This window comes from Nocardia veterana NBRC 100344, assembly GCF_000308855.1.
GTDB classification, from domain to species: domain Bacteria; phylum Actinomycetota; class Actinomycetes; order Mycobacteriales; family Mycobacteriaceae; genus Nocardia; species Nocardia veterana.
In genome coordinates, this window is record NZ_BAGM01000123.1 from 64,035 (window position 1) to 87,644 (window position 23,610).

The window sequence follows — 23,610 nt, forward strand, 5'->3', positions numbered from 1 at the left end:
GCCCTACACCGATGCACCCGTGCTCTTGTCCCTGCCTGCCCCTGGCCATTCACCCGCGCCGCGAACCTGAAGTACACAGAGAGAGCAGAGGTATCAGCCGACCGCGCTCGCATGGATCGACTCGAGCTAACCGAAGATGTCTGCCGAAGGCGCGGCGTCCCAGTCGACTCAGTGAGGACAGATGCTTAGCGCTGCGCCCCTCCTGTAAGCGTTTGGTCGGCCGGCTCCCTCGGCCTACAGCCGCGCTCCGAGCCAGTTGGCGAACCCCAACAAGCTCTCGGACTGCCGGCGCTGAGCAGCGGCGATCCCATACAACGTCTCCCGCACCGACGGATGCAACCGAGTCTGCTGCGGCGCGGCAGCACGAGCCTTGTTGAGCGCCGCCAATGCCCGATCAGGCTTACCGGACATCAACCACGCCCGCGCATTATCCTGCCAATGGTGAGCCACGCGAGGCGCTGCAACGTCAGTTGGCACATACAGTTCCGCGCCCTCACGAGCCGCCCTGCCCGGATCACCTGCTTCCAACTCGACGGCGCATGCGTGAATTTCGACGTTGCCCGGCCCGAAATCGGTCGTGTACAAGTTGCTTTCGCCGGGCATCGGTCGCGCCAGCTCCCGCGCAGCGGCGATATGGTCCTGTGCCAACTCCAGACGACGCCCCCGCGCGGCGACGATGGCCGCGCGCAGATGACAGTAGCCGCGCAGCACCTTTTCACCCTCGCTCGCACCAGGTACCAGCGCCAGCCCCCGATCCACCAAATCCATTGCCACCTCGGTCGATCCGTGTGACATGAGCAGGCGTGATCGCTTCATCAGGCTGCGAACGGCATAACCCGGATCGTCGGCACCCGATGCAACGGAGTCGAGGCGATCCAGAACCAAGGCAGTCAACGATGCGTATCCGAGGCGGCAACAAGCCCCTTCCGCCGCGATGTACGCCGCGCACAACATCTTGTGCGCCGTCGCACGGTCGGCATCGCTGCGGGCCGCTTCGACCGCCCCGTGTAGACGCCGAATCACGGTGGGCAGCAACTCCAGAGCGCGACGCGTCCGATCGTTGCGCAACGCGGTTTCCACCGCGCTCAACTCTGCACGCAATTCTGCTGCGGGTGCGGGCTCCAGCGGACGCACATAAGCGCCCTCCGCCAATACCGCGCGCAGATCGGGAAGGCCCCGCAGCGGGCCGTCTTCTTCCAGAGTTTCGAGGTAGGGCGTCCCTTGCAACCGAACGGGGTCGATCCCCAACGCCTTCGCCACCGCGGCGATGAACCCCGGCGACGCCACCTCGCGCCCCTGCTCGACCGCCTTCACCATGGACAACGAATAATTCGCCCGCGCCGCCAACTGACGCTGCCCCAACCCGGCGATCTTCCGCTCGGACGCAATCCGCTGCCCCACATGCTCGCCCATGACACGAGCGTAGATCGATATACCCAACCTGTCCCCTGTCCCCGAACTGGCCTTTCAAGCATTGACCTACGCCGTAACACTTGTCCCTTGCCTGCACTGTCCCGCCGAACGTCCACCCGCGCCGAAGCGCAGGTTCCGCTGCGCCTGCGCCCACCGCCGTCGTGCACCCCATCGAATATCCGCCCCCAGCCCCGTGCGCGAGTTCCGCTGACCGTTCACCTGTTCCGAGGCACCTGCACACCGTCCCCGCCCTGACCCTCCAGACGTCCGCCCACCTGAGCCCCGTCCCGCTGTCCCTGCACTCGTCCCCTGGACGTTCACCACATCGAGGCACCGTCCCCCTTCTGCACTAGTCCCCCGCATGTCCCCTACACCCATGCACCTGCTCCTTGTCCGTGCACTGTTCCTCCAGCCATTCAGTAGTCCCCACCTCGCGCACTGGACCGACGTTCACCAGTGCGTTTCACCACCGCAGTCCCGTCGAGCAGCGCCCGGCTCGGCGTCTGGAACTGCCACCGCCCACGCGTCATCCGAGGCGCCTGCTCCTGCCCATGCCCCGGCCGTTCACCCATCGCAGCGGCCGGCTCGTGCACGCCCCGGATGTCCACATACTCCGATGTCGTCGCCCTGTCCCCGCACTGGTCCTCCAGGCGTTCACCCGCGCCGAACCTGAAATACACACAGAGGAGGGGCGTTTCGATGAGAAATCAGCCGACCGCGCTCGCGTGGATCGATCCGGAGATGACCACCAGTCCGGCGTGGGATGCTGCCCAGCTTCGGCGGCTCGCCCGTCGGCTCGGCTACGTACTGCTGTGGCCGACTTCCGTACCCACCGTGCCGCTCATCGATCAGGTACGCACGGCGGATGTCGACGCGATCCTGATGCCGACGCCCGCCCATCTCGATGCGCTCATGCTCGACCGCCTGATGCACCTCGTCGATATCGAAACCGCGCGGCCGCGAATGTCTTTCGCGCGCTGGACCGCGATCGGAGCCGGCGCGTGAACGCTGCCGAACGCGCCATTCTGCTTGCTCTCGCGCCGGGCGGCCTCCTTACCGCCACACAGCTCCAACGCACTGCGGCACTCACCGGGTGGGCTACGCGTAATGCACTGGCACGCTTACACTCTCGTGGGATGATCGTGGTGACACCCGGCGGCCGATGGCAACTCGGGCCGCGCAGCCGGGCGATCCTTCTGAGTTCTCGGTGATCGGGCTGGTGATCGCCGCCGGGCTCCCACTCTCGGTCCTGCTCTGGGCGGTGCTTTGGCCGACGGAGAACGGCAGAAGTCCGGGCTCCGGCGAAGACGAGGCGGGCGAACCTGATTCGTAACCTGATGGGCTACTCTCGCGCCCGCAGCGCCTCTAATATAGAGGCATGATCGAAAGCGCGATCCTCTCCGCTTGGAGGTCCGACACCCCCGCACGGCTGGGCGACAGATTGGCCGAGTCCGCGACGTTCTCCAGTCCGGCCGCCGACTACCAGGGGCGAGCCAATGCGGCACATATGTTGACGCTGGTCGCGACGGTGCTGAAGGACGTCGAGGAAACCGGGCGCTGGTCCGGTACGGACGACCAATTGTTCGCGTTCACCGCCCGAGTGAAGGACCGCGACGTGCAGGGCATCCTGCGAGAGGAATACGACGCGACCGGCGCACTCGACCACGTGACGCTGTTCCTGCGCCCGCACCGCACACTGCGCACCGCGATGGCGATGATGGCCGAGCGCCTGGCAGATTCACCACTCCCGGAACCGGCACACCCGGCGTGACCGCCGAACCCCCTCGTCCCGGCCGCCGAGTCCGCGGCTCCACATCCGGCCGCCCGGTCATGGCCCTCTTCGACCTGGCCGGACGGCGATGGTCGTTGCGTGTCATCTGGGAACTCGACCGTTCCGAGCGTCCACTCACCTTCCGCGAGCTGCGCACGGCCTGCGGTGACATCTCGTCGAGCGTGTTGACCAGACGCCTGCACGAACTCGGCGAAGCGGGCTTGGTCGAACACACCGGCGGCTATGTCCTCACCCCGATCGGGCAACGACTGGTCGCGGCCCTCGAGCCGGTCACGGCCTGGGCCGAGGACTGGGACCGCGCGACTCGACGCTGATCGCCGCCGCGCGGAGCCTCAGTTGAGTCCCGCGTACGAGTGCAACCCGCTCACGACGATGTTGATGATGAACAGGTTGAACAGCATCGCCACGAAGCCCGCGACGTTGATCCACGCCGCTTTGGTTTCGCGCCAGCCGGAGGTGGCGCGGGCATGCAGGTACGCGGCGTAGATGACCCAGGCGATGAAGGAAACGGTTTCCTTCGGGTCCCAGCCCCAGAAGCGGCCCCACGCGCTTTCGGCCCAGATGGCGCCGAGGATGATGCCGGTGCCGAAGAGCGGGAAGGCGACCACGGTGGTGCGGTAGGCGAGCCGGTCCAGCGTGCGGGCGTCGGGCAGGCGGCGGGCCAGAGCGCCGATCGGATTGGCCGCCTCCTGTCCCTCCGGCTGGTTCATGCGCAACAGGAACAGCAGGCTGGCGACACCGGAGAGCATGAAAATGCCGCTGCCGATGCTGACGATCGTGACGTGGATGGGCAGCCAGTACGACTTCAGCGCGGGCACCACGGGCGCGGCGTCGGCGTAGAGCACCTGGCCGGCCAGGAACATCAGGATCAGCACGGGCACCAGCAGGAACACCCACATCGAGCGGTAGCGCCGTTCGTGAATGAACACCAGACCGGTGACCATCGCGGCGGCCGTCGCCATGGTGATGAACTCGTACATGTTGCCGAGCGGGAAGCGGTGGGTCGCGAAGCCGCGCAACACGATCGAGGCCAGATGCAGGCCGATCGCGACGAACACCACGGCGAAGGCCATATTGCCGAAACGTTCGGGCAGCGACCGCTTCGCGGCGGGTTCGAGTTTGCCGGGAGCGGGACGATCCGCGCTCACACCACCGCTGGCGCCCACCCCGACCAGTTCGCGTTCGCGTTCCGCGGCGCTGGTCACCTTCTTCTTGGCCGAGGCGTACTGCACGATCAGCATCGCGAGCACCAGCAGGTACACGACGAATGCCGTTTTGAAGGCGAGATTGCTGTAACCGGCGAGTGTCTCGTCGATCGGCATGTTCACTCTCCCGTGCTCTCGGTCCGGGCGACCGGGCGCTGATTTGTGGGGCTGCCGGTGGCCGAGCGGTCGGAGCCCGAGAGATCCGCGCGCAGCAGCCGCGTCCGCAAGCGGTCGAACTCGCCGCCCCAACCCGCCTGGTCGGTGCGGGCCAGCCCACCCATTTCTACTACAGTACGTCGTTCACCGGAACCGCCCTCGTCCGGGCCTTCCGGATAGGCGCGCAACCAGATCCGCCGCCGCTTCACCACCAGCGACACCAGCAGACCGGCCATCATCGTCACCGCGCACACCAGCACCCACCCCTGGGCCGGGTCGTGTGACACCTGCAGATTCGCGTACTGCTTCGCGCCGTCGAAGGTGACCTTGGTGCCGTCCGACAGCGTGGCCGTCTCACCCGGGCGCAGATTCACCCGCTGCTGTTTCACCAGCCGGCCCTGTTTGATCATCTCCGGATCGAGCGAGAACAGCGACTGCGCGCGACCGGTATCGAGCCCGGTTTCACCGCGGTAGATGTCGACGGCGACCGCCGGGTCGGTCAGGGCCGGATACGACGAGGTCAGCAGGCTGCCGTGCATCAGCGCGGTGGGTGCGAACAGACCCTCGATCGCGATCTGGTTCTTGCGCCGCTCGTCCTCGCTGCGATACATGCCGCCCGGCGGGTCGAATCGCATCACGCCGCTGGACAGGAAGGTGGCGCCGTCGTCGGGACGCCACTGGATGGTCTCGGTCCGCTGCTGTCCGTTCGGGTAGGTGACGGTGAAGGTCGGCGCGTACCCGTGCCCCTGCAGGTACACGCGGTCCCCGGCGGCGCGCAGCGGATGGTTGACCTGGATGGTGGTGTCGCGCCACGTGTCGGTCGCCAGATCCTTGCCGGTCTGATACGAGATGTTCGCGGTGAACATCTCGGCCTGACCGTTGGGCAGGTAGTCGGCGTTGAAGTCCTTGACCCGCACGCACACCGGGGTCAGCCCGGTGCCGTCGTTGACCCGGCCGGCCTTGAACGAATCGAAGACCGCGGGCGAGGTGGTGCAGAATCCGGGACCACCGTCGGCGACGACGATCACATTGCCCTCGTACCCGAACAGCTTGCCCGCGGCCACGGCGACCAGCAGGCCGACCAGTGCCAGATGGAAGACGAGGTTGCCGAGTTCGCGCAGATAGCCCTTTTCGGCCGAGAGCGTCACCTCGCCGGGCCGCCCGTTGCGTACCTGCGATTCGTCGCGGACGATGGTGCGCCAGCCGCGCAACTCCCGGCGCGCCTGTTCGATCGTGTCGGCGGGTGTCGCGGCGGTCGTGGTCGACCCGTGGTGCGGCAGCCGAGACAGATTGCGCGGCACCATGACCGGCGGTGTGCGCAGCGCCTTGTAGTGGTCGAATACCCGCGGCACGATGCAGCCGACGAGCGAGACGAACAGCAACGCGTAGATCGCGGTGAACCAGAAGCTGGAGAACACGTCGAACAGCTGCAACCGGTCCATCCACGGACCGAGGGTGCCGCGATCGGCGATGTACTTGTCGACCTTCTGCGGATTGAGACTGCGTTGCGGCAGCAGGGCGCCCGGGATCGCGGCCAGCGCCAGCAGGAACAGCAGCATCAGCGCGGTGCGCATACTGGTCAGTCCGCGCCACGCGTTGCGCAGCAGCGCCAGCACGCGGCGAGGCAACGATTGGCGCGGCGGCTGCGCGGCGGCGGACGGGGGCGTGATGGTGGCAGTCATGGGGCTCAGATCGGCAGGGTTACCTGGGAGACGAAGACATTGCGAATCCATCCGACGAACTGATCCCACATCCCGGTGACCAGCGCGATTCCGACGACGACGAGCAATATGCCGCCGATGATCTGGATGGTGCGCGAATTGCGGCGCAGCCAGCCGACTCCGCGCAGAGCGGTGGCCGACCCGAAGGCGAGAACAACGAACGGCAGTCCCAGCCCGAGGCAGTAGGCCACGATGAGGACCACGCCGCGCGCCGCGGTCGCGCCTTCCGTACCGGCCGATACCGCCATCACCCCGGACAGTGTCGGCCCGAGGCACGGGGTCCAGCCCAGCGCGAAGACCGCTCCCAGCAGCGGCGCGCCGATGATGCCGGTGAGCTGACGCGGATGCATTCTGGTGTCGCGCTGCAGCATCGGCACCAGGCCGAGGAAGACCAGACCCATCACGATCGTCACCACTCCGCCGATGCGTTGCAGCAGTTCGCGATTGACGTTCAGGGTCTGGATCACCCCGAACACGGTCGCCGAGGCGAGTACGAAGACGACGGTGAATCCCGCGACGAACAGCCCGGCGGCACCGGCGACCCGCATCCGGCCGGCTCGCAGGGCCACCGCGGCACCCTTGTCCTGGGCCTCGCCGACGGTCACCGGCGGCGCTTCGGCGCCGACCAGCCCGGCCAGATACGACAGGTAGCCCGGTACCAGCGGCACCACGCAGGGCGAGGCGAACGAGACCAGACCGGCGAGCAGACACGCACCGAGCGCGAGCAGCAGCGGTCCGGTGGCCGCGGTCTGCTGGAAGGAATCACCCACCGACGCCAAGGCCGGCCCGGCCGGAGATGCGAACGCCGTCACTGCCGGTCCTCCGCCGCGATCCGGTTCACCACCGGCTGCAGATCCTCGGCCAGCAGGGACCGCAGGAAGACCGCGGCGACCCGGTGCTGCCGATCGAGCACCAGCGTGGTGGGGATGACGCTGGTCGGAAATTTGCCGCCGAGCGCGAGCAGGCTGCGCATCTCGGGGTCGTAGATGGACGGATATCCGACGTGGTTGTCGGTGACGAAGTCACGAGCCTTGTCCTGTTGCGGATCGCGCACATTGATCCCCAGGAAGGCGACGCCCTGATCCTTCGACCGGTCGTAGACCTGTTCCAGCGCGGGCGCCTCGGCGCGGCACGGCCCGCACCACTGCCCCCACAGGTTCACGACGACGACCTGGTTCGGGAAATCGGATACCGACAGCGGTTTCCCGGTCATGAGGTTCGGACCGGAGAGATTGCCGATGGTGCCGCGGGCGGCGGGCGGATCGTAGAAGATGTCGGTCTTCCCGCCGGGTGAGACGAAGTCGAAGGTGCCGCCCTGGGCGACCGCGTCCTTTCCCGAGGAACAGCCGGCCAGCGCGGCGACGACCGCCACGCAGGCCAGCAGCATCGGCAGCAGACGCCGGACCGCCCCGTTCACGCCCCGGTCACCCTGGGGTCCGAACCACCGGAGGGCTCGGAATAGACGATGTCGATCAACGTATCGCCTTGGTAGACAAGCGAAGTCAACGACGCGAGCGAACACTGCCGCTGCCGCGGATCGTGCCACAGCCGCTTGCCCTCGAGGAACCGGCGCAGCGTCCACACCGGCAGCTGATGCGAGACCACGACCGCTTCGTGCCCCGCCGCCTCGACTCGCGCCTTGTTGACCGCGGCGAGCATGCGGTGGGCGATCTGCAGATACGGCTCACCCCACGACGGGGTGAACGGATCGCGCAGCTTCCACCAGTGCCGGGGCTTGCGCAGCGCACCGTCGCCGACGGAGACCCGCAGGCCTTCGAAGGTGTTGCCCGCCTCGATCAGGTTGTCGTCGGTCCGCACGGTCAGTCCGTGCCGGGCGGCGATCGGCGCCGCGGTTTCCTGTGCGCGCTGCAACGGCGAGGCGACCACCAGGGTGATGTCGTGGTCGGCGAGCGTGCGCGCCACCGTCGCCGCCTGCGCGCGACCGGTCACCGACAGGCTGAACCCCGGCAGCCGACCGTAGAGAATGCCCTTGGGATTGTGCACCTCACCGTGGCGCATGACGTGCACGATCGTTTCGGTGTCCGATGCGACATCGCCCGGTAGCGAGGGCACCGCGCCGGCGTCCGCACCGGTCCCGGCGGCCGGAACGGGTTCCTCGGGCGATGCGGATGCTGTTGTGGCAGTGACGGATTCGAGCTGATTCGGGTCGCTCACGCGCGGGATCCTTCGGGTGTGGCGGCCGCGGCTGCCGCGGCGGCGGCGGGCAGAGCTGCGGCGATTCGGTCGAATGCATCCTCGTCGAGAGCGGCGGAGACGAACCACACCTCGAACGGGCTCGGCGGTCCGTAGACCCCACGCTCGAGCAGCGCGTGGAAGAAGGCCGGAAAACGCCAGGTGGCGCTTGCCTTGGCACTTGCGTAGTCGGTGACCGGGTCCTCGGCGAAGAACACGCTCACCATATTGCCCGCGAATTGCACGGTGTGAGCGACGCCGGCCGTGGTCAGGGCCTCGGTGATCAGCGCGCCGAGGCGTTCGGCATTGCGATCGAGAGCGGCGTACACCTCGGCGTCGGCGGCGCGCAGCGTAGCCAGCCCGGCGGCCACGGCCACCGGGTTACCGGAGAGGGTGCCCGCCTGATACACCGGCCCGATCGGGGCGAGATGATTCATCACCTCGGCACGGCCGCCGAAGGCCGCGGCGGGGAGCCCACCGCTCATGACCTTGCCGAAGGTGAACAGGTCGGCATCGACCGGATCGACGCCGTACCACCCGGCGGCGCTCACACGGAAGCCGGTCATCACCTCGTCCATGATCAGCAGGGCGCCGTCGTCCGCGGTCAGCCGGCGCAGCCCGGCGTTGAATCCCGGCAGCGGTGCGACCGCGCCCATGTTTCCGGCCGCCGCCTCGGTGATCACAGCGGCGATCCGACCCGGATATTCGGCGAAGGCGGTGGCCACCGCCTCGAGGTCGTTGTACGGCAGCACGATGGTGTCCGCGGCCTGGGCACCGGTCACGCCCGGTGAGGTGGGCAGGCCCAGCGTGGCGACTCCGGATCCGGCGTCGGCGAGCAGCGCGTCGACGTGGCCGTGGTAGCAGCCGGCGAACTTGATGATCTTGCTGCGCCCGGTGAAGCCGCGGGCCAGCCGGACCGCGCTCATGGTGGCCTCCGTGCCGGAGTTGACCAGACGCACCCGCTGCACCGGATCGACCCGCGCGGCGATCGCCTCCGCCAGTTCGATCTCGGCCTCGGTCGGCGCACCGAACGACAGCCCACCGGTGGCGGTGCGCTGCACCGCGTCCACCACGGCCGGGTGGGCGTGGCCGAGGATCATCGGGCCCCAGGAACAGACCAGATCCACATAGTCGTTGCCGTCGGCATCGGTGAGGGTGCACCCGCGAGCGGAGGCGATGAATCGCGGGGTGCCGCCCACCGAATCGAAGGCCCGCACCGGCGAGTTCACACCGCCGGGAATGGTCGCGGCGGCGCGTTCGAAGAGTCGGGCGGAGACCGGCACGTTTACCTGGGTCGCGCGCGGAGAAGAACTCACGACACCCAGTGTCGCAGCCCCCGTCGCAGTGGTCGACGACAGGGTGTAGTGGGGTGAGCCAACCCACAAACCGGAACCGTGCATTGTACTCCCCTTCCTTCGGTCAGTCGTTTGCCGAGAGTTGCCTCACAGTCGCCCGAGAGCGGTGAAATCGGAACACGCCGCGCACATTTCCTACACAAACGGTCACGGCGGAATAGCTCATGCGTAACCTCGAACCCACAGTCACGCTCACAGCCGGGAGGGTTCATGCGTAAAGCACTATTCGGGGCAGCCCTGTTGACGACCCTCGCCGGAACCATCGCGGCCGCTGCGCAGGCGACGGCCGCGACGCCGGTGGTGCAGCCGGACCAGGGCCGGGCCGGGCTCATCCTCACCCACGACGAGACCGGCGCCCTCGCCGACGGCCCCATCCCGGCCCTGGTCACCATGGTCGTGCCGCCGAATCGAATCGGCGCCGGCCTCAAACCGGACACGCAGCTCTACCACGACGAGAACGGCGCCGTGCACGCCTCGCTGCGGCAGGTCATCCAGGAAGCGGCCGACCACCCGGACGGTCACGTCGTCGTGATGGCGAACGTGCCGGGCTCACACGGGACCCGGCTGCTGGACGTCTTCCAGCAGTGGCACTGAGCCACCGGCTACGACAGCGGCAGGCCCAGGCAGAACATCGCGAACCCGGTCGACAGCAGACAGTTCAGCGGATTCGGGACGAGGTCCAGTAGCGACACCGCGGCGGCAGGCCCTGCCGGCGAGGCCGTGGAATTCGGGGCCGGCGCCGAGGGCTGAGCCGACACCGCGGCCGGGGCCGAGATCGGCGCCCGGGCCGAAACTACCGTCGGAGTGACTGCGGAAACCGTTGCACCGGAAGGTATTTCCCCGGCATCAGCCGGCGCGGTCGCGGCGAGGCCGATCGCTCCGGCCGCCAGCGCGGTGACCACGGTGGTGCGGACTGTCTGTGTGCGCGTCATGAGGTCCATTCTCCGGTCGGCCGCGCGACATTCAATCGATCGGCGACGACGCGCCGGTGCAACGGGTGCGTCCATCCGAACGGGGTGCGTCGGGATCAGAAACGCGATCAGCGCGCCCGAGCGGTGCAGCGCATCACCAGATCGATCGCGGCGAGCCCGGCGGCCGCGACCAGCACCGCGGCCAACGCCAGCCAGGGACCGACGTAGCGAGTCGATTCGAACGCCGGCTGTTCCCCGGCCGCCGCGAACCAGGTTCGCTGCACCCCGTGCCGCCATGTCGGCACCGCCGCCACGGCGCACACCACCACCAGCACGAGATCGAGCAGGACCCACATGCGGCGCATCACGCCACGTCCTCCTTGCGGTCGGTGGTCGCGTCGTCGGTACGGACCTCGTCGGGGGAAGACTGTACGTCCACGGAGCGGGCCGCTTCGGTATTCGGCGCATCACCGGTGTCGCCCGATTCCGCCGCGCGGGCCCGGCGTTCGAGTTCGGCGCCCAACCGGGCGCGCAGTTCCCGGTGGTCACGCGCCCAGGCCTGCACCATGGCGCCGTCGCGCAATTTCAGGCCGATACCGGTGCGCCGGCGCGGCACGCCCGTCAGTTCCCCCAGCGCGCGGGCCGACTGCCACGGATCGTCGTCCCAGGATTCCTCGTCGTGTTCGGGGAAGATACGGGCGATCGACTCCAGCGGCAGCGTCTCGGTGCCCTGCCGCAGGGCGGACCCGGTGAGCTCCACGCTGACGTGCCGTTTACCTGCGACGACCTGTAGTGCCACGAAACCGGCGAGCAGGACCGCGCAGAAGGCCAGTCCGAACCAGTGCACCGGCCCGCGTCGCAGTACGAGCTCCAGGACCAGGACCAGCAGGCACAGCAACGGGCCGTAGGCGACCGTCCGCCAGCGTGCGCCGGGCTCGCTGAACAGCACGGTATCGGGCCCGGCCGCAGTGGTCGACGGGGCGTCGTTCACGCAAGACCTCCGAATACGACGCGCGTGCTGATCCTCGCGAACAGCCGAGCGAAGGGTGGCGGCGAGGTCAGCCGACCTTCCCCGGGAGCAACAGGACGACGAGGGTGAGCAGTGCGAAGAGCAGCAACAGCCCCATCACCAGAACATCGCGCCGAATGCTTTGCCGCTGTTGAATCACCACGCGCATCGATGTCTCCGATCCACCGAAGCCATCCGTGCGGCGCTGTCATCGGGGCATCCGATCGATGCGACGACCGATCGAAAAGGCCGATCCGAAGAACAACGCACAACCACTGACTTTCAGTTCCCGAGCTCTCTGTGACAACCCTCACGATACATCCCGGCCGGCACGTGACAAATTCGGCATGACGTCTCAGCGGCCGACGGCACCGAAGTAGGCGGCCGATTCCGTTCTGTGGCAGAGGAATACGGCCCCGCAGGCCAGTACGGCCTGCAAGATCGTCGCGGCTCCGATCGCGACCGTCATACCACCGGAAACGGTGCCCAGTCCGAACATCGATCCGACGGCACCGAGCACCAGCACGACGGTCGCCACATCGGCAACAGTGCGTGCCCAGAGGCGGCCACGCCCGAGTTGGTGCGTCATCGCCACCGCGCCGACGACGATGCCCAGTCCGTAGGTCAGGATCAACACCTCGAGGATCGAGACGACCAGCTCCATCTGGGCCACGCTGAATTCGGGTCGTTCACCGTGCAGCTGGTCGTAGAAGTCCTGGGCGACCCGATGGCGGTTACCGAGACCGTCCACCGCGCCGAGAATCAGGCGTAACACGCCGAGCGCGATCACCGCCCACCACAACTGGCAGGCTGTGCGCACATCTTCGGGTCTCGATCGGGTGCCGGACGCGGGCGGGAGCAGAGCCGGGTTCACGACAGCCAGTGCGCGGCCTCGGTGGCCCAGTACGTGAGCACGACATCCGCGCCGGCGCGGCGGATGCCGAGCAGCGATTCCAGGATGGCGCCGCGCCGATCGATCCAGCCCCGCTCGGCGGCCGCGGTGATCATCGCGTACTCGCCGGATATCTGATAGGCGGCGACCGGGACCGGCGAATGATCGGCGACCTCGCGCAGTATGTCGAGATACGACATGGCCGGCTTGACCATCACGATATCGGCGCCTTCGGCCAGATCGAGGTCCAGTTCACGCAGCGATTCGCGACGATTGGCCGGATCCTGCTGATACGTGCGCCGGTCGCCCTGCAGCGAGGAGCCGACCGCCTCGCGGAACGGGCCGTAGAAGGCGGAGGCGTATTTGGCGGCATAGGCGAGGATGCCGGTATCGGTGTAGCCGGCCGCGTCCAGACCGGCCCGGATGGCGCCGACCTGGCCGTCCATCATGCCGCTGGTTCCCAGTAGCTCGGCGCCGGCCTCGGCCTGGGCCAACGCCATTTCGACGTAGCGTTCCAGGGTGGCGTCGTTGTCGACCGCGCCGTCGGCGGCCAGCACACCGCAGTGGCCGTGGTCGGTGAATTCGTCGAGGCAGGTGTCGGCCATGACGACGGTGTCGCCACCGACCTCCTCGGCGAGGGCGCGCAGCCCACGGTTGAGAATCCCGTCGGGGGCGCAGGCCTGGGTGCCTTGCGGGTCCTTGTCCTCGGGCCGCGGGACGCCGAACAGCATCAGGCCGCCGACCCCCGCAGCGACCGCCTCGGCGGCGGCCTTGCGCAGCGAATCCATCGAATGCTGCTGCACGCCCGGCATCGAGCTGATCTCACGGGGTTCGGACAGTCCGTCGGCGACGAACATCGGCAGGACCAATTGCCTTGGTTCCAGGGTGGTTTCGGCGACGAGGCGACGCATCGCGGGGGTACGACGCAACCGCCGCGGGCGGTCGATTCCGGTCATATTCGCACCCTACGCCCCGGGCCGGAGCAGGTCACCGGCACCTCCGCACCGTGCAACCCGGATCACAGCCGGAACCGAAAGTCCTTGCGCGGCCATCGTTTCTGTCGGTGCCCTCCGGTAGAATCGAAGATGTGTTCGAGGGGATCGCCGACATTCGAACCGGCTCGGCGGTACGCCACTGCCCATCGCGTACCACCGAGAGATCGGCGGCGGGACGGACGCCCACATCCGTCCCGCCGCGGATCGTCGCCTGTTTCGCGGTGTCGACCGATTCCCGATCCGAGGGGAGGATCTCTTGTCCACCACGCCCACGACCATCGATCGGCCCTACGTTCCGCTGGTGAAGCGCCCGCTACCCGCCGGTCGGCCACGGTCCTGGTACGTCATGCACAATCGCCGACTGAAGGCCATGCGGCTGGCGATCGCCCTGCTCGACAGCGGCGTATACCGCGCCAATCTGGCCGACAACCACACCATCCGCCGCACCGCGGACGCCGTCGGCATCCGCCCGCCCTCCGACAAGACGTGCCGCCTCGTCCGCGATCTCATGCGCGTGCGCCGGGTGTGAGCGGCTCAGCGGCTGCGGCGGCTCTTCTTGCGCGGCGGGGGCAGCAAGCCCTCGGCGCGCAGGTGCGCGGCGTGTTCGGCCAGGGCGTCCACCAGCGGGCCGACCTGGGCCACCTCGGGCTGCACGTCGACGCGCAGACCGAATTCGATTGCGGTTTCGGCAGTTTTCGGGCCGATACACGCAACGATGGTGCGCGCGTGCGGCTTTCCGGCGATACCGACCAGGTTCCGCACCGTGGACGACGAGGTGAACAGCACGGCGTCGAAACCGCCGGTCTTGATCATCTCGCGGGTTTCGGCCGGCGGCGGCGAGGCCCGCACGGTGCGGTACGCGGTCACATCGTCGATTTCCCAGCCCCGGTCGCGCAGACCTTCGGCGAGGGTTTCGGTGGCGATATCGGCCCGGGGCAACAGCACTCGGTTGACCGGGTCGAAAACGTCGTCGTAGGGCGGGAAGTCGGCCAGCAGGCCCTCCGAGGACTGCTCACCACTGGGCACCAGTTCGGGGTTGATACCGAACGAGCGCACCTTGTCGGCCGTGGCCTCGCCCACGCAGGCGATCTTCACGCCGGAGAAAGCCCGTGCGTCCAAACCGAATTCGCCGAACTTCTCCCACACAGCGCGCACCGCGTTGGTGGAGGTGAACACCACCCACTGGTAGCGACCGTCCACCAGTCCCTTGACCGCACGCTCCATCTGAGCGGGGCTGCGCGGCGGCTCGACCGCGATGGTCGGGACCTCCATCGGGATGGCGCCGTGCATGACGAGCTTCTCGCTCATCTCACCGGCCTGCTCCTTGGTGCGCGGCACCAGCACGGTCCAGCCGTACAGCGCCCGCGACTCCCACCACGACATCTTCGAACGCTTCTCGACCTCCTTGCCGACCGTGACCACGAGCGGTCCGACCAGTTCGGAGGCGGCCGAGTTCAGCGTGGCCAGCGTGGCCTCGATGGTGCGCTGCTGGCGGGTGGTCCCGCGCACGGTGACCGCGACCGGGGTCTGCGGGGCGAGGCCGTGCTCGACCAGCGCGCTCGCGGTCTCGGCCAGGTGGCCGGAGGTCGCGTGCAGCACCAGCGGGCCGGGCGCCGCGGCGACCGAGGCCCAATCGACCTCACCACGCACGTCGACCTCGGTGTGCGAGGAACCGAGCGCGATACCGGCGTAGGCGGGCACCGTGGTGGCCGACGGCAGTCCGGGCAGTACCTCGAAACTCATATGCGAGCGAGTGACGGCGTTGACCTCCGCGATCACGGCGTCGGTGGTCATCGGGTCACCGGAGACCAGGCGGACCACGTCCTGTCCGGCGCGGGCCTCGTGCACCAGCGTCTTGGCGACCTCGGCGGGTTCACCCAGCGCCGGGCGCACATCGACCAGCGATTCGCCCTCGGGCCCCGGCTCGACGGCGGTGCCGATCATCGCCAGCACGCCCTTGTCGACATCCGGATCGGTGAACGCCAACCGGGCCCGTCCCAGCACCTCGCGGGCTCGGACCGTGAGCAGCGCCGGGTCGCCCGGACCCGACCCGACGAACAGAATCCGACCGGGATGTTTCTTGGTGGCTCGGCTGCGCTCGCTCATGGCTTGTTCTCCATCGGGCTGGAATTGGTGAAGTCGGACGCCAACAGGTCGCGCGCCCCCAGCTCCAGGAGCTCGCGCGCCAGATCGCGGCCCAGTCGCTCGGCATCCGCGAGCGAACCGACCGCAGAGGCCCGGATGACATCCGAGCCGTCGATTGCCGCCGCACCCGCGCGCAGCGACAGTTCCTCCACCACACGGCCCTCGTCGTCGAGCGATTCGACGACCTCGGCCAGCGCACCGATGGGTGCCGTGCAGCCGGCCTCGAGTTCGGCCAGTAGCGCACGTTCGGCGACGACCGTGGCACGGCTGGCCGGATCGTCGAGGGTGGACAGGATGGTGACGAGATCGCTTTCCTCGCTGCGGCATTCCACCGCGAGTGCGCCCTGGGCCGGGGCGGGCAGTACCTGCACCGGTTCCAGGGCCTCGGTGACCGAGCCGAGCCGGTCGATGCGGGACAGCCCGGCCCGCGCGACCACTACGGCGTCGAGTTCACCCTCGGCGACCTTGCGAAGTCTGGTGTCGAGATTGCCGCGCAACGGCAGGATCTCGAGTCCGAGCCCGAGGGCCCGCAATTGGGCGGCCCGCCGGGGCGCGGAGGTGCCGATCCGGGATCCGGGCGGCAATTCGCCCAGGACCAGCCCGTCGCGGGCGACCAGGGCGTCGCGCGGATCCTCGCGCGGCGGAATCGCGGCGATGGTGAAGCGCGGATCCGGCGCGGTCGGCAGGTCCTTGTATGAGTGCACCGCGATATCGACGGTGCCGGCGGCCAGTTCCTCGCGCAGGGCGGCGGTGAAGACCCCGACGCCGATCTTCTCGATCGGGTCCGAGGATTGGTCGCCCGCGGTTTTCACGATCACCAATTCGGCATGTTGTCCGGTGGCGATCAGGGCGTCGCGCACCGTGCCGGCCTGCGTGAGTGCCAGCACGCTGCCGCGGGTACCGATCCGCCACGGCGCATCGGGGGTGCCACGTCGTGTCATGGTGTGCTCCTGCCTCGCCGCGGCAGCGGCATCCGCCGCACCGGCCGCGGGAGTACTCGCCGCCCCGACCGCGGTGGCGGTATCCACTGCTGCGGCGTCCTCGGTGGCGTTACCGAAAACGGTGGCGGTATCAGCGGTCACTTCGGATGCCCCTGTTCGTCTCCGAGATGGCTCGGTGTGAAATCGTCGGCCAATTCACCACCGAGGGTGGCGATTTCCATCGGTGCCGCAACCGCTTGTGCCGCACCGGGTTTCAATTCGAACAATTCGCGCAATGCCTCGGCATAGCTGCCCCCGCCGGGCACCGAGGCCAACTGTTTGACCCGGACCGTGGGCGCGTGCAGCAGTTTGTCGACCACCCGCCGCACGGTGCGGGCGACTTCTTCTCGTTGCGGATCGTCCAGATCCGGCAGCTTCGATTCCAGTCGCATCAGTTCTGCCTCGACCACCTCGGCCGCGCGCTGCCGCAGCGCCGCGACCGTCGGCGTCACCTCGGCCATCCGCTGGCCCGACAGGTACTTGGCGAGCTCCTCGGCGACCAGGGCCCGCGCGGCGCTGGTGTCGTCGGCGGCCGCACCGGCCGCCGGATCGCGCTGCAACGTCTCCATATCGATCACCGTGACGTCGGGCAACCCCGCGACCGCGGGATCCACATCGCGCGGCAGGCCCAGATCGCAGATCACCATCTGATGTCCGGCGCGGGACGCGTTCAGCGCGCGGTGCGCGTCGGCGAGACTCACGACCGATCCGACCGCGCCGGTGCTGGTGATCACGATGTCGGCATCGGCCATCGCGGTGACGAGATTGGACAGCTCCATCGCGGTGGCGGGTGCGCCGTGCATCGTGGTCGCGGTGTGCGCCAGCCGCTGGGCCCGCTCCAGGGTCCGGTTGACCACCACGATCCGGCCGATTCCGGCCCGCGCCAGATGCGCCACCGACAACCCGCCCATCGCGCCCGCACCGACCACCACCGCGGTGCGACCGGCCAGATCGCCGAGGATCGTCGCGGCCCGGTCCAGCGCCACCGACACCACCGAGGCGCCCGCCCGGTCGATGCCGGTCTCCGAATGCACCCGCTTGCCGACCCGCAGCGCGTGCTGGGCCAATTCGTGCAGAGTGCGCCCGGCGGCCTGCTGGGCATCCGCGGCGGCGTAGGCCGAACGGATCTGGCTGAGCACCTGCTGCTCGCCGACGACCATCGAATCGAGGCCGCTGGCGACCGCGAACAGGTGTTCCGCGGCGGCCTCGGAATAGCGCACATAGGCGTGCTTGGTCAGCTCCGGCAGCGGCAGATCGGCGTGCTTGGCCAGCAGATCGCCGACCTCGGCCAGGCCGCCGTGGAAGGCGTCGACCACGGCGTAGATCTCGACCCGATTGCAGGTGGAGACGATCATCGCCTCGGAGATGTGCTGCGAGGCCAGCATGCGGTCGGTGAGCTTCGGGCGGTCCTCCTCGGTGACCGCCACCTTCTCCAGCACCGCAACCGGGGCGCTGCGATGCGAAATTCCGACGAGAAGCACACTCATGGTGCGACCACCGATCCCTTGCTGGTTGGCTCCGTTGCCGAATGCGAGGTTGTCTTGTGCGGTGCCGGCTGATGGGCCGCGTGTCCGGCCACCCGGCGGCCGATCGGGGTGGAGACCGCGTGCACGGTCTCTCCCGCGGCCACCCGTTCGGTGGCATCGAGTTCGGCGGCCTCGAGTTCGGCGCTGCGCGCGCGCTCGAACGACAGCATCTGCAATTCGACCGCGAGATCGACCCGCCGCACCTCGACCGATGCGGGTACGTCGAGAGTTACCGGGGAGAAGCTCAGGATGCACTGCAGCCCGGCGGCGACGAGCTCGTCGCAGACGGCCTGGGCGGCGGCATCGGGCACGGTCACCACGGCGATCGTCGGGGCCAGTTCGGCGACCGCGGCGCGCAGTTCGGCGGTGCCCCGGACCCGCAGTCCGCTCACCGAGCTGCCGATCACCGCCGGGTCGTTGTCGAAGATGCCGACCATGGTGAATCCGCGCCGGGAGAATCCGCCGTAACCCGCGAGCGCCCGGCCCAGATTTCCGGCGCCGACCAGGATCACCCGGTGGCCTTCGGAGAGGCCGAGCACATCCTCGATGCGGGCACGCAATTTCGCGACGTCGTATCCGACACCGCGAACACCGTTGGGGCCGAGGAAGGACAGATCCTTGCGAAGCTTGGCCGAACCGACACCCGCCGCGACAGCCAGTTCTTCACTCGATACGATGAGCACACCTTCGTCGGCCAGGACGGCGAGTACCCGGAGGTAGGTGGCCAGGCGGGTCACCGTAGCCTGCGGGATGTCCTTGTTGAGGGATTTGCCGGAAACGCTGTTCAGAGCTCTGCCGGAGACGCCACCGGGCGTCTCATGCTGCTCTGTCACGTCGTTCGGCTCCTCGTCCGGCCGGGGTAGTGTCCGGGGTTTCGCTTGTCCACCGCCGACACCGGGGGCGGGCATCGGTATCGGATCAGTATTGGTACACGGGGTGCGGGTGCGTCTGCGCCTGAAGCAAGCGGGTCGCGTGTCACCACCGTAACTGCTTGTGAAGCCATGCACAAAGTCGGTGAATTCAGTCACTCTTCGCTAGTCGGCTCCACGAATGGCTGCTCACATTCAACCGCCCGACGGCACCGGCTTCGAGGCAACGCGCCGACCGGCGATTTCGGACAGCGGTATCCGGCATCGCGTGATGAACAACACGGGCACCGCCCGGTGGCCGCACGAAATGGGAGCAGTGTCGGGGGTGTGGCATTTAATGGCGACATGAGTGCCACACATTCGGTGACTTTGCTGACCCGCGCCGGCTGCGGCATGTGCACGGTCGCGCTGACCCAGTTGCGGGAGATCTGCGCCGACTTCGGTCTGGAGCCGGCGACCGTCGACGTCGACGAGGCGGCCGCGACCGATCCGACGTTGCGCGCGGAGTTCGGCGACCGGCTGCCGGTGGTTTTGCTCGACGGTCGCGAACACAGCTACTTCGACGTCGACGAATCCCGGTTGCGAGCGGATCTGAGTCGCTGAGCACACCTTGCCGAGCAGCCCTCGGGACCACGCTGTACTCGGCTAATGTTGGAGTGTTCGCGCGAACAGGCGGAGGTACTGGTGCCGGAACGATCGAAAGATGCGAGGACGGGGTTCATCGCGGGCAGGTTCGGCGAATTCCCGGCGCGCTGGGGACAGGGTCTGTCGGATCAGCTGACGCGGATCGCGCGCAGCCCGTTCGGGCCGAGCGAGGAGGAGGTGCGCGCCAATCTCGCCGGTGAGGCCAGTGCGGATGCGGCGCTCGCCCTGCACGATGCGGAATTGGCGGAATCCGATGCGGCCGAATCCGATTCGGAATTGCCGCCGCACGCCCGCCCGCCCCGGGATCTGACCGCGGCCGCATTCTTCGATGTGGACAACACGATGGTTCAGGGCGCTTCGATCGTGCACTTCGCCCGCGGTTTGGCCGCCCGGAAATATTTCAAGACCTCCGATCTGCTCGATATCGCCTGGAAACAGGTGAAATTCCGGGTGACCGGTAAGGAAAGCAAGGGCGATATGGCCAGCGGTAAGGAAAAGGCGCTGGCATTCATTGCCGGCCGATCCACCGCGGAGCTGGCGGCGCTCGGCGAGGAAATCTACGACGAAATCATCGCCGACAAGATCTGGCCCGGCACCCGGGCGCTCGCCCAAATGCACCTGGACGCGGGTCAGCAGGTGTGGCTGGTGACCGCGACCCCGGTGGAACTCGCCCAGGTCATCGCGAAACGCCTGGGCTTGACCGGGGCCCTGGGCACGGTCGCCGAAAGTGTCGACGGGGTTTTCACCGGCCGGCTGGTCGGCGATATTCTGCACGGCCTCGGCAAGGCACACGCCGTGCGCACACTCGCCATCCGCGAAGGTCTCAATCTCAAGCGCTGCACGGCCTATTCCGACAGCCACAACGATGTGCCGATGTTGTCGCTGACCGGAACCGCGGTGGCGATCAACCCGGACTCCGATCTGCGCGAGGTCGCGAAGAACCGCGGCTGGGAGATCCGCGATTTCCGCACCGGTCGCAAGGCCGCCAAAATCGGTGTGCCGACCGCGCTGGCGCTGGGCGCGGCGGGTGGCGCGGCAGCGGCCGTGCTCACTCGCAAACGCGAAGAACACGGCTGAGCCCTCCCCACCGAAGCGGGGAGGGCTCGGATCCGGTCGAGCGGACTCCGGCCTCAGCCGGTGAATGGATTACGCCGTTTGGTCAGCAGTTTGTACAGCGTCTGCTGAATGGTTTCGCGGACCTGATCGGTCACCTCGAACATGGTCATCGGATCGTCGGCGGCCTCGGCCGGATAGTCGTCGGTCGAGATCGGCTTACCGAATTCGATCGTCCATTTCGACGGCAGCGGGATGGCGCCCAGCAGACCGAGATGCGGGAAGGTCGGGGTGACGGGGAAATACGGAAGTCCGAGCAGGCGCGCCAGCGGCTTGATATCGGCGAGCTTGGGATAGATCTCCTCGGACCCGACGATCGAGCACGGAATGATCGGTACCCCGGTCTTCACCGCCGCCGAGACGAATCCACCGCGGCCGAACCGCTGCAGCTTGTAGCGCTCCGAATACGGCTTGCCGATGCCCTTGAAGCCCTCGGGGAAAACCCCCGCCACCGCGCCCGACCGCAGGAGACGTTCGGCGTCGGCGGGGCAGGCGAGGGTGTGACCGGCCTTGCGGGCGAGCCCACCGACGACCGGAAGTTCGAACACCAGATCGGCGGCCAGCAGTCGCAGCGACCGATGCGCCGGATGCCGGTCGTGCACGGCCAATTGCAACATCAGCGCGTCCAGGGCTACCACGCCAGCGTGATTGGACACCACCAGCGCGCCGCCGGTGGCCGGAATGTTCTCGATCCCGGTAACGTCGACCCGGAACCACAGATCGGACAGGGGTCGCAAAGTCGGCAGGATCACCGATTCGAGCAGATGCTCATCCAAACCGAATTCGTCGACCTGGTAGTCGCCGGTCAGACGGCGACGCGCGAAATCGGCGCTACCGCGAATACCGTCCGCCACCGCGCCGCGGACCAGATCGCCCAGCGTGCGCGGCGACGCGGACTCGGCCAGCCGATCGGTCAGTGACGTCACCGGCTCCAGTGCCGGTGCTCCGGGCCAGCGCCGCGATGCCGGCCGCTGGCGGGCCTCGAAATCCGCCTCGTGCAGGTGAATAACCTTGGCCACGTCGTTCATCGATGTGCTCCTGTCCCGGCCCCGACGAGGCCGAGGAGTCTGTTTTCCGCGGCATCGATCCAGCGCGGATCGATGACGGGCCGCAATGCTGCGCCCCCGATGAAGTCGTCGAACGCCTGCACCGTTGTCCAACGCGGTGCGAAGCCGAGTTCGCTGCGCATTCTCGTGGTGTCCAATCCACAGCCGAAGTGGAAGTAATCGATCTGCTCGGTGGTGAACTCACGCATCACCGGGCCCATGAACGACCGGCCCACCGTCTGAAAGACGCTCATCGGCACCGGTAGTTCGACGCGACCCGCACGGCGGATGGCCTGCGACAATGCCAGCGCACCGTCACCGGCGACATTGAAGGTGCCGCCCGGCCCACGGTGCGTTGCGTGCGCCAGCACCGCGATCGCGTCCTCTTCGTGCAACAACTGCATACGGGGGTCGCGGCCGAAGATGGTCGGTGTGATCGGGGATCGGAAGTATTGCAGCCCCCGGCCGGCCAGCCGCGGCCCCACGATCGGTGCGAAGCGAAGGATCGACGCGGCGATATCCGGGCGCCGGCGCGCCATTCCGCGCACGAAACCTTCGACTTCGATCATGTCGCGCGCGAACCAACCGCTCGGCGGCGTACGCGCGCTCATTTCCTCGGTGAATTTCGCCGGATCCTTGGGCCCGCAGCCGTACACCGCCGAGGACGAGCGGAGAACGACGCGGCGCACCGTCGGCGCCTTCTGGCAGACGGCCATCAGCTGCATGGCGCCGAAGACGTTGTAATCCTTCATGGCGGCGCGACCACCACCGGACGGCGGCCGCGAGAGCACCGCCGGGTGCACCACAGTATCGACCTGATTTCCGTCGACCACCTTGCGGATCAACGGGTTTCGGATATCGGCGCGGACGAATTCGGCCCGCCCCATGCGGCGCAGCAGATCGCGACTGGGCATCCGGGCATCGACCGCGATCACCCGCTCCACGGTCGGATCGGAGACCAGCCTGGTCACGACGTTCCCGCCGAAGAACCGGCTCGCACCGGTCACGAGGACAACTTTGGGCGGCTGGTCGTCGTGGCCAGCCGTATGCCCGTCGCGCATATCAGAACCCACGCCGAATCCCACCTGTGCACCCCTGCTTTGGCTTGTTCCGCGTTCCAGAGTAGCGGCTGTTCTCCGGGCCGCCGATGGTATTAACCAGGATCTAACGATGACTTCAGCCACCGGAAACAGGCAACCTTTCAAAACACGCGGATTTCAAAGCGAAAGCCCGCCACCGGGACCGGTGGCGGGCTTTCAGCAAATTTCCAGCGCGTACGACTTATTTGCCGAGTTTGCGACGCTGCACGCGCGTACGACGAAGCAGCTTGCGGTGCTTCTTCTTCGACATCCGCTTACGGCGCTTCTTGATCACAGAACCCATAGGGTTGTTCCTCGCGTTCTCTCTTCTACCCTCGGCACGCACGCCGGTTACGTACGTCCATCTTCCGGTTCGCTCGGCGGCCACCTGGCAACCAGTGTGCAGCTACCGACCTGGACCAGCATCGGCAGCGCATAACACAACGGTGGTTCATCGTACCGGGCCAACCCGCGGCGAACGAAACGGGCACCCGACGGCCCACCCGCAGACACCTCCGGCCGACGACACCGCACCACACCGGCGGTCACGCACCGGCATCGGCGC

General features: G+C 67.9%; 26 protein-coding genes. 7 read left to right on the forward strand and 19 right to left on the reverse strand.

The annotated features are described in order from the left end of the window. Positions 1-234 precede the first annotated feature (234 nt). Positions 235-1,413 carry a helix-turn-helix domain-containing protein gene (locus ON37_RS23615; protein ID WP_040722375.1) on the reverse strand — a complete coding sequence of 393 codons (1,179 nt, stop codon included), beginning with the start codon at positions 1,411-1,413 and terminating at the stop codon, positions 235-237. A gap of 699 nt (positions 1,414-2,112) precedes the next feature. Here ON37_RS23615 and ON37_RS23625 point away from each other — a divergent pair. The 3 genes from ON37_RS23625 (at position 2,113) to ON37_RS23635 (ending at position 3,519) form a co-directional block, all read left to right on the forward strand. After that, positions 2,113-2,418 (forward strand): hypothetical protein, encoded by a 306-nt coding sequence (locus ON37_RS23625; protein WP_040722377.1) that lies wholly within the window; start codon positions 2,113-2,115, stop codon positions 2,416-2,418. Between the two features lie 373 nt (positions 2,419-2,791). Beyond that, complete coding sequence (locus ON37_RS23630; RefSeq protein WP_157171559.1) at positions 2,792-3,184, forward strand: hypothetical protein; 393 nt, start codon at positions 2,792-2,794, stop codon at positions 3,182-3,184. A gap of 59 nt (positions 3,185-3,243) precedes the next feature. Further along, positions 3,244-3,519 carry a winged helix-turn-helix transcriptional regulator gene (locus ON37_RS23635; RefSeq protein ID WP_083893235.1) on the forward strand — a complete coding sequence of 92 codons (276 nt, stop codon included), beginning with the start codon at positions 3,244-3,246 and terminating at the stop codon, positions 3,517-3,519. A gap of 18 nt (positions 3,520-3,537) precedes the next feature. Here the strand turns inward: ON37_RS23635 and ccsB are convergent, their stop codons facing one another. From ccsB to hemL, 6 genes are all read right to left on the reverse strand, one after another. Continuing rightward, the gene (gene ccsB, locus ON37_RS23640) at positions 3,538-4,527 is read right to left on the reverse strand and encodes a c-type cytochrome biogenesis protein CcsB (protein ID WP_040722381.1); all 990 of its coding nucleotides are present in this window, start codon (positions 4,525-4,527) and stop codon (positions 3,538-3,540) included. A 2-nt stretch (positions 4,528-4,529) separates the two neighbouring features. Beyond that, positions 4,530-6,248 (reverse strand): cytochrome c biogenesis protein ResB, encoded by a 1,719-nt coding sequence (gene resB, locus ON37_RS23645; RefSeq protein ID WP_051031964.1) that lies wholly within the window; start codon positions 6,246-6,248, stop codon positions 4,530-4,532. A 5-nt stretch (positions 6,249-6,253) separates the two neighbouring features. Then, entirely contained in the window at positions 6,254-7,099 is an 846-nt protein-coding gene (locus tag ON37_RS23650; protein ID WP_040722383.1) for a cytochrome c biogenesis CcdA family protein, read from the reverse strand. Beyond that, a complete protein-coding gene (locus ON37_RS23655) occupies positions 7,096-7,674 on the reverse strand; it encodes a TlpA disulfide reductase family protein (protein WP_040722432.1) in 579 nt (192 codons plus the stop codon). The genes ON37_RS23650 and ON37_RS23655 overlap by 4 nt, the downstream gene beginning before the upstream one ends. Positions 7,675-7,700: 26 nt before the next feature. Then, positions 7,701-8,306 carry a histidine phosphatase family protein gene (locus tag ON37_RS23660; protein ID WP_051031969.1) on the reverse strand — a complete coding sequence of 202 codons (606 nt, stop codon included), beginning with the start codon at positions 8,304-8,306 and terminating at the stop codon, positions 7,701-7,703. 152 nt (positions 8,307-8,458) lie between these two features. Then, positions 8,459-9,880 carry a glutamate-1-semialdehyde 2,1-aminomutase gene (gene hemL / locus ON37_RS23665; protein ID WP_083893236.1) on the reverse strand — a complete coding sequence of 474 codons (1,422 nt, stop codon included), beginning with the start codon at positions 9,878-9,880 and terminating at the stop codon, positions 8,459-8,461. Positions 9,881-10,045: 165 nt separating this feature from the next. On the opposite strand from hemL, the gene ON37_RS23670 reads away from it, so the two are divergent. Further along, positions 10,046-10,429, forward strand: a complete 384-nt coding sequence (locus ON37_RS23670; protein WP_040722385.1) for a hypothetical protein — start codon at positions 10,046-10,048, stop codon at positions 10,427-10,429. Positions 10,430-10,437: 8 nt separating this feature from the next. On the opposite strand, the gene ON37_RS23675 is transcribed toward ON37_RS23670, so the two are convergent. The 5 genes from ON37_RS23675 to hemB form a co-directional block, all read right to left on the reverse strand. Further along, a complete protein-coding gene (locus tag ON37_RS23675; protein ID WP_157171560.1) occupies positions 10,438-10,767 on the reverse strand; it encodes a hypothetical protein in 330 nt (109 codons plus the stop codon). Between the two features lie 107 nt (positions 10,768-10,874). Then, positions 10,875-11,114, reverse strand: coding sequence for a hypothetical protein (locus ON37_RS23680; protein ID WP_157171561.1), 240 nt, complete (start codon positions 11,112-11,114; stop codon positions 10,875-10,877). Then, on the reverse strand, positions 11,111-11,695 hold the full coding sequence (gene mce1N, locus ON37_RS23685) for a transport-regulating membrane protein Mce1N (protein WP_245553393.1): 585 nt from the start codon (positions 11,693-11,695) through the stop codon (positions 11,111-11,113). Before mce1N ends, ON37_RS23680 begins: the two co-directional genes overlap by 4 nt. 415 nt (positions 11,696-12,110) lie before the next feature. Further along, entirely contained in the window at positions 12,111-12,575 is a 465-nt protein-coding gene (locus tag ON37_RS23690; RefSeq protein ID WP_157171562.1) for a hypothetical protein, read from the reverse strand. A gap of 50 nt (positions 12,576-12,625) precedes the next feature. Next, complete coding sequence (gene hemB / locus ON37_RS23695; RefSeq protein ID WP_040722389.1) at positions 12,626-13,603, reverse strand: porphobilinogen synthase; 978 nt, start codon at positions 13,601-13,603, stop codon at positions 12,626-12,628. 295 nt (positions 13,604-13,898) lie between these two features. Here hemB and ON37_RS23700 point away from each other — a divergent pair, with 295 nt between their 5' ends. Continuing rightward, a complete protein-coding gene (locus ON37_RS23700) occupies positions 13,899-14,171 on the forward strand; it encodes a hypothetical protein (RefSeq protein ID WP_157171563.1) in 273 nt (90 codons plus the stop codon). Between the two features lie 5 nt (positions 14,172-14,176). On the opposite strand, the gene ON37_RS23705 is transcribed toward ON37_RS23700, so the two are convergent. The 4 genes from ON37_RS23705 to ON37_RS23720 form a co-directional block, all read right to left on the reverse strand. After that, positions 14,177-15,748 carry a bifunctional uroporphyrinogen-III C-methyltransferase/uroporphyrinogen-III synthase gene (locus tag ON37_RS23705; RefSeq protein ID WP_040722393.1) on the reverse strand — a complete coding sequence of 524 codons (1,572 nt, stop codon included), beginning with the start codon at positions 15,746-15,748 and terminating at the stop codon, positions 14,177-14,179. Next, a complete protein-coding gene (gene hemC, locus ON37_RS23710; protein ID WP_040722439.1) occupies positions 15,745-16,728 on the reverse strand; it encodes a hydroxymethylbilane synthase in 984 nt (327 codons plus the stop codon). Before hemC ends, ON37_RS23705 begins: the two co-directional genes overlap by 4 nt. A 137-nt stretch (positions 16,729-16,865) precedes the next feature. Further along, positions 16,866-18,254, reverse strand: coding sequence for a glutamyl-tRNA reductase (locus ON37_RS23715; protein ID WP_040722395.1), 1,389 nt, complete (start codon positions 18,252-18,254; stop codon positions 16,866-16,868). Beyond that, positions 18,251-19,126, reverse strand: a complete 876-nt coding sequence (locus tag ON37_RS23720; RefSeq protein WP_040722441.1) for a redox-sensing transcriptional repressor Rex — start codon at positions 19,124-19,126, stop codon at positions 18,251-18,253. Before ON37_RS23720 ends, ON37_RS23715 begins: the two co-directional genes overlap by 4 nt. A 381-nt stretch (positions 19,127-19,507) precedes the next feature. On the opposite strand from ON37_RS23720, the gene ON37_RS23725 reads away from it, so the two are divergent. After that, on the forward strand, positions 19,508-19,765 hold the full coding sequence (locus ON37_RS23725) for a glutaredoxin family protein (protein ID WP_040722396.1): 258 nt from the start codon (positions 19,508-19,510) through the stop codon (positions 19,763-19,765). A gap of 81 nt (positions 19,766-19,846) precedes the next feature. Then, positions 19,847-20,884, forward strand: a complete 1,038-nt coding sequence (locus ON37_RS23730; RefSeq protein ID WP_373282078.1) for an HAD family hydrolase — start codon at positions 19,847-19,849, stop codon at positions 20,882-20,884. A 53-nt stretch (positions 20,885-20,937) separates the two neighbouring features. Here ON37_RS23730 and ON37_RS23735 read toward each other — a convergent pair whose 3' ends face one another. The 3 genes from ON37_RS23735 to ON37_RS31965 all read right to left on the reverse strand — a co-directional run bounded on the left by ON37_RS23735 (position 20,938) and on the right by ON37_RS31965 (position 23,349). After that, positions 20,938-21,948, reverse strand: a complete 1,011-nt coding sequence (locus tag ON37_RS23735) for a lysophospholipid acyltransferase family protein (RefSeq protein WP_040722397.1) — start codon at positions 21,946-21,948, stop codon at positions 20,938-20,940. After that, complete coding sequence (locus ON37_RS23740; protein ID WP_051031966.1) at positions 21,945-23,027, reverse strand: NAD-dependent epimerase/dehydratase family protein; 1,083 nt, start codon at positions 23,025-23,027, stop codon at positions 21,945-21,947. Before ON37_RS23740 ends, ON37_RS23735 begins: the two co-directional genes overlap by 4 nt. 220 nt (positions 23,028-23,247) lie before the next feature. Further along, positions 23,248-23,349 carry a 30S ribosomal protein bS22 gene (locus ON37_RS31965; RefSeq protein ID WP_003402602.1) on the reverse strand — a complete coding sequence of 34 codons (102 nt, stop codon included), beginning with the start codon at positions 23,347-23,349 and terminating at the stop codon, positions 23,248-23,250. Positions 23,350-23,610 lie beyond the last annotated feature (261 nt).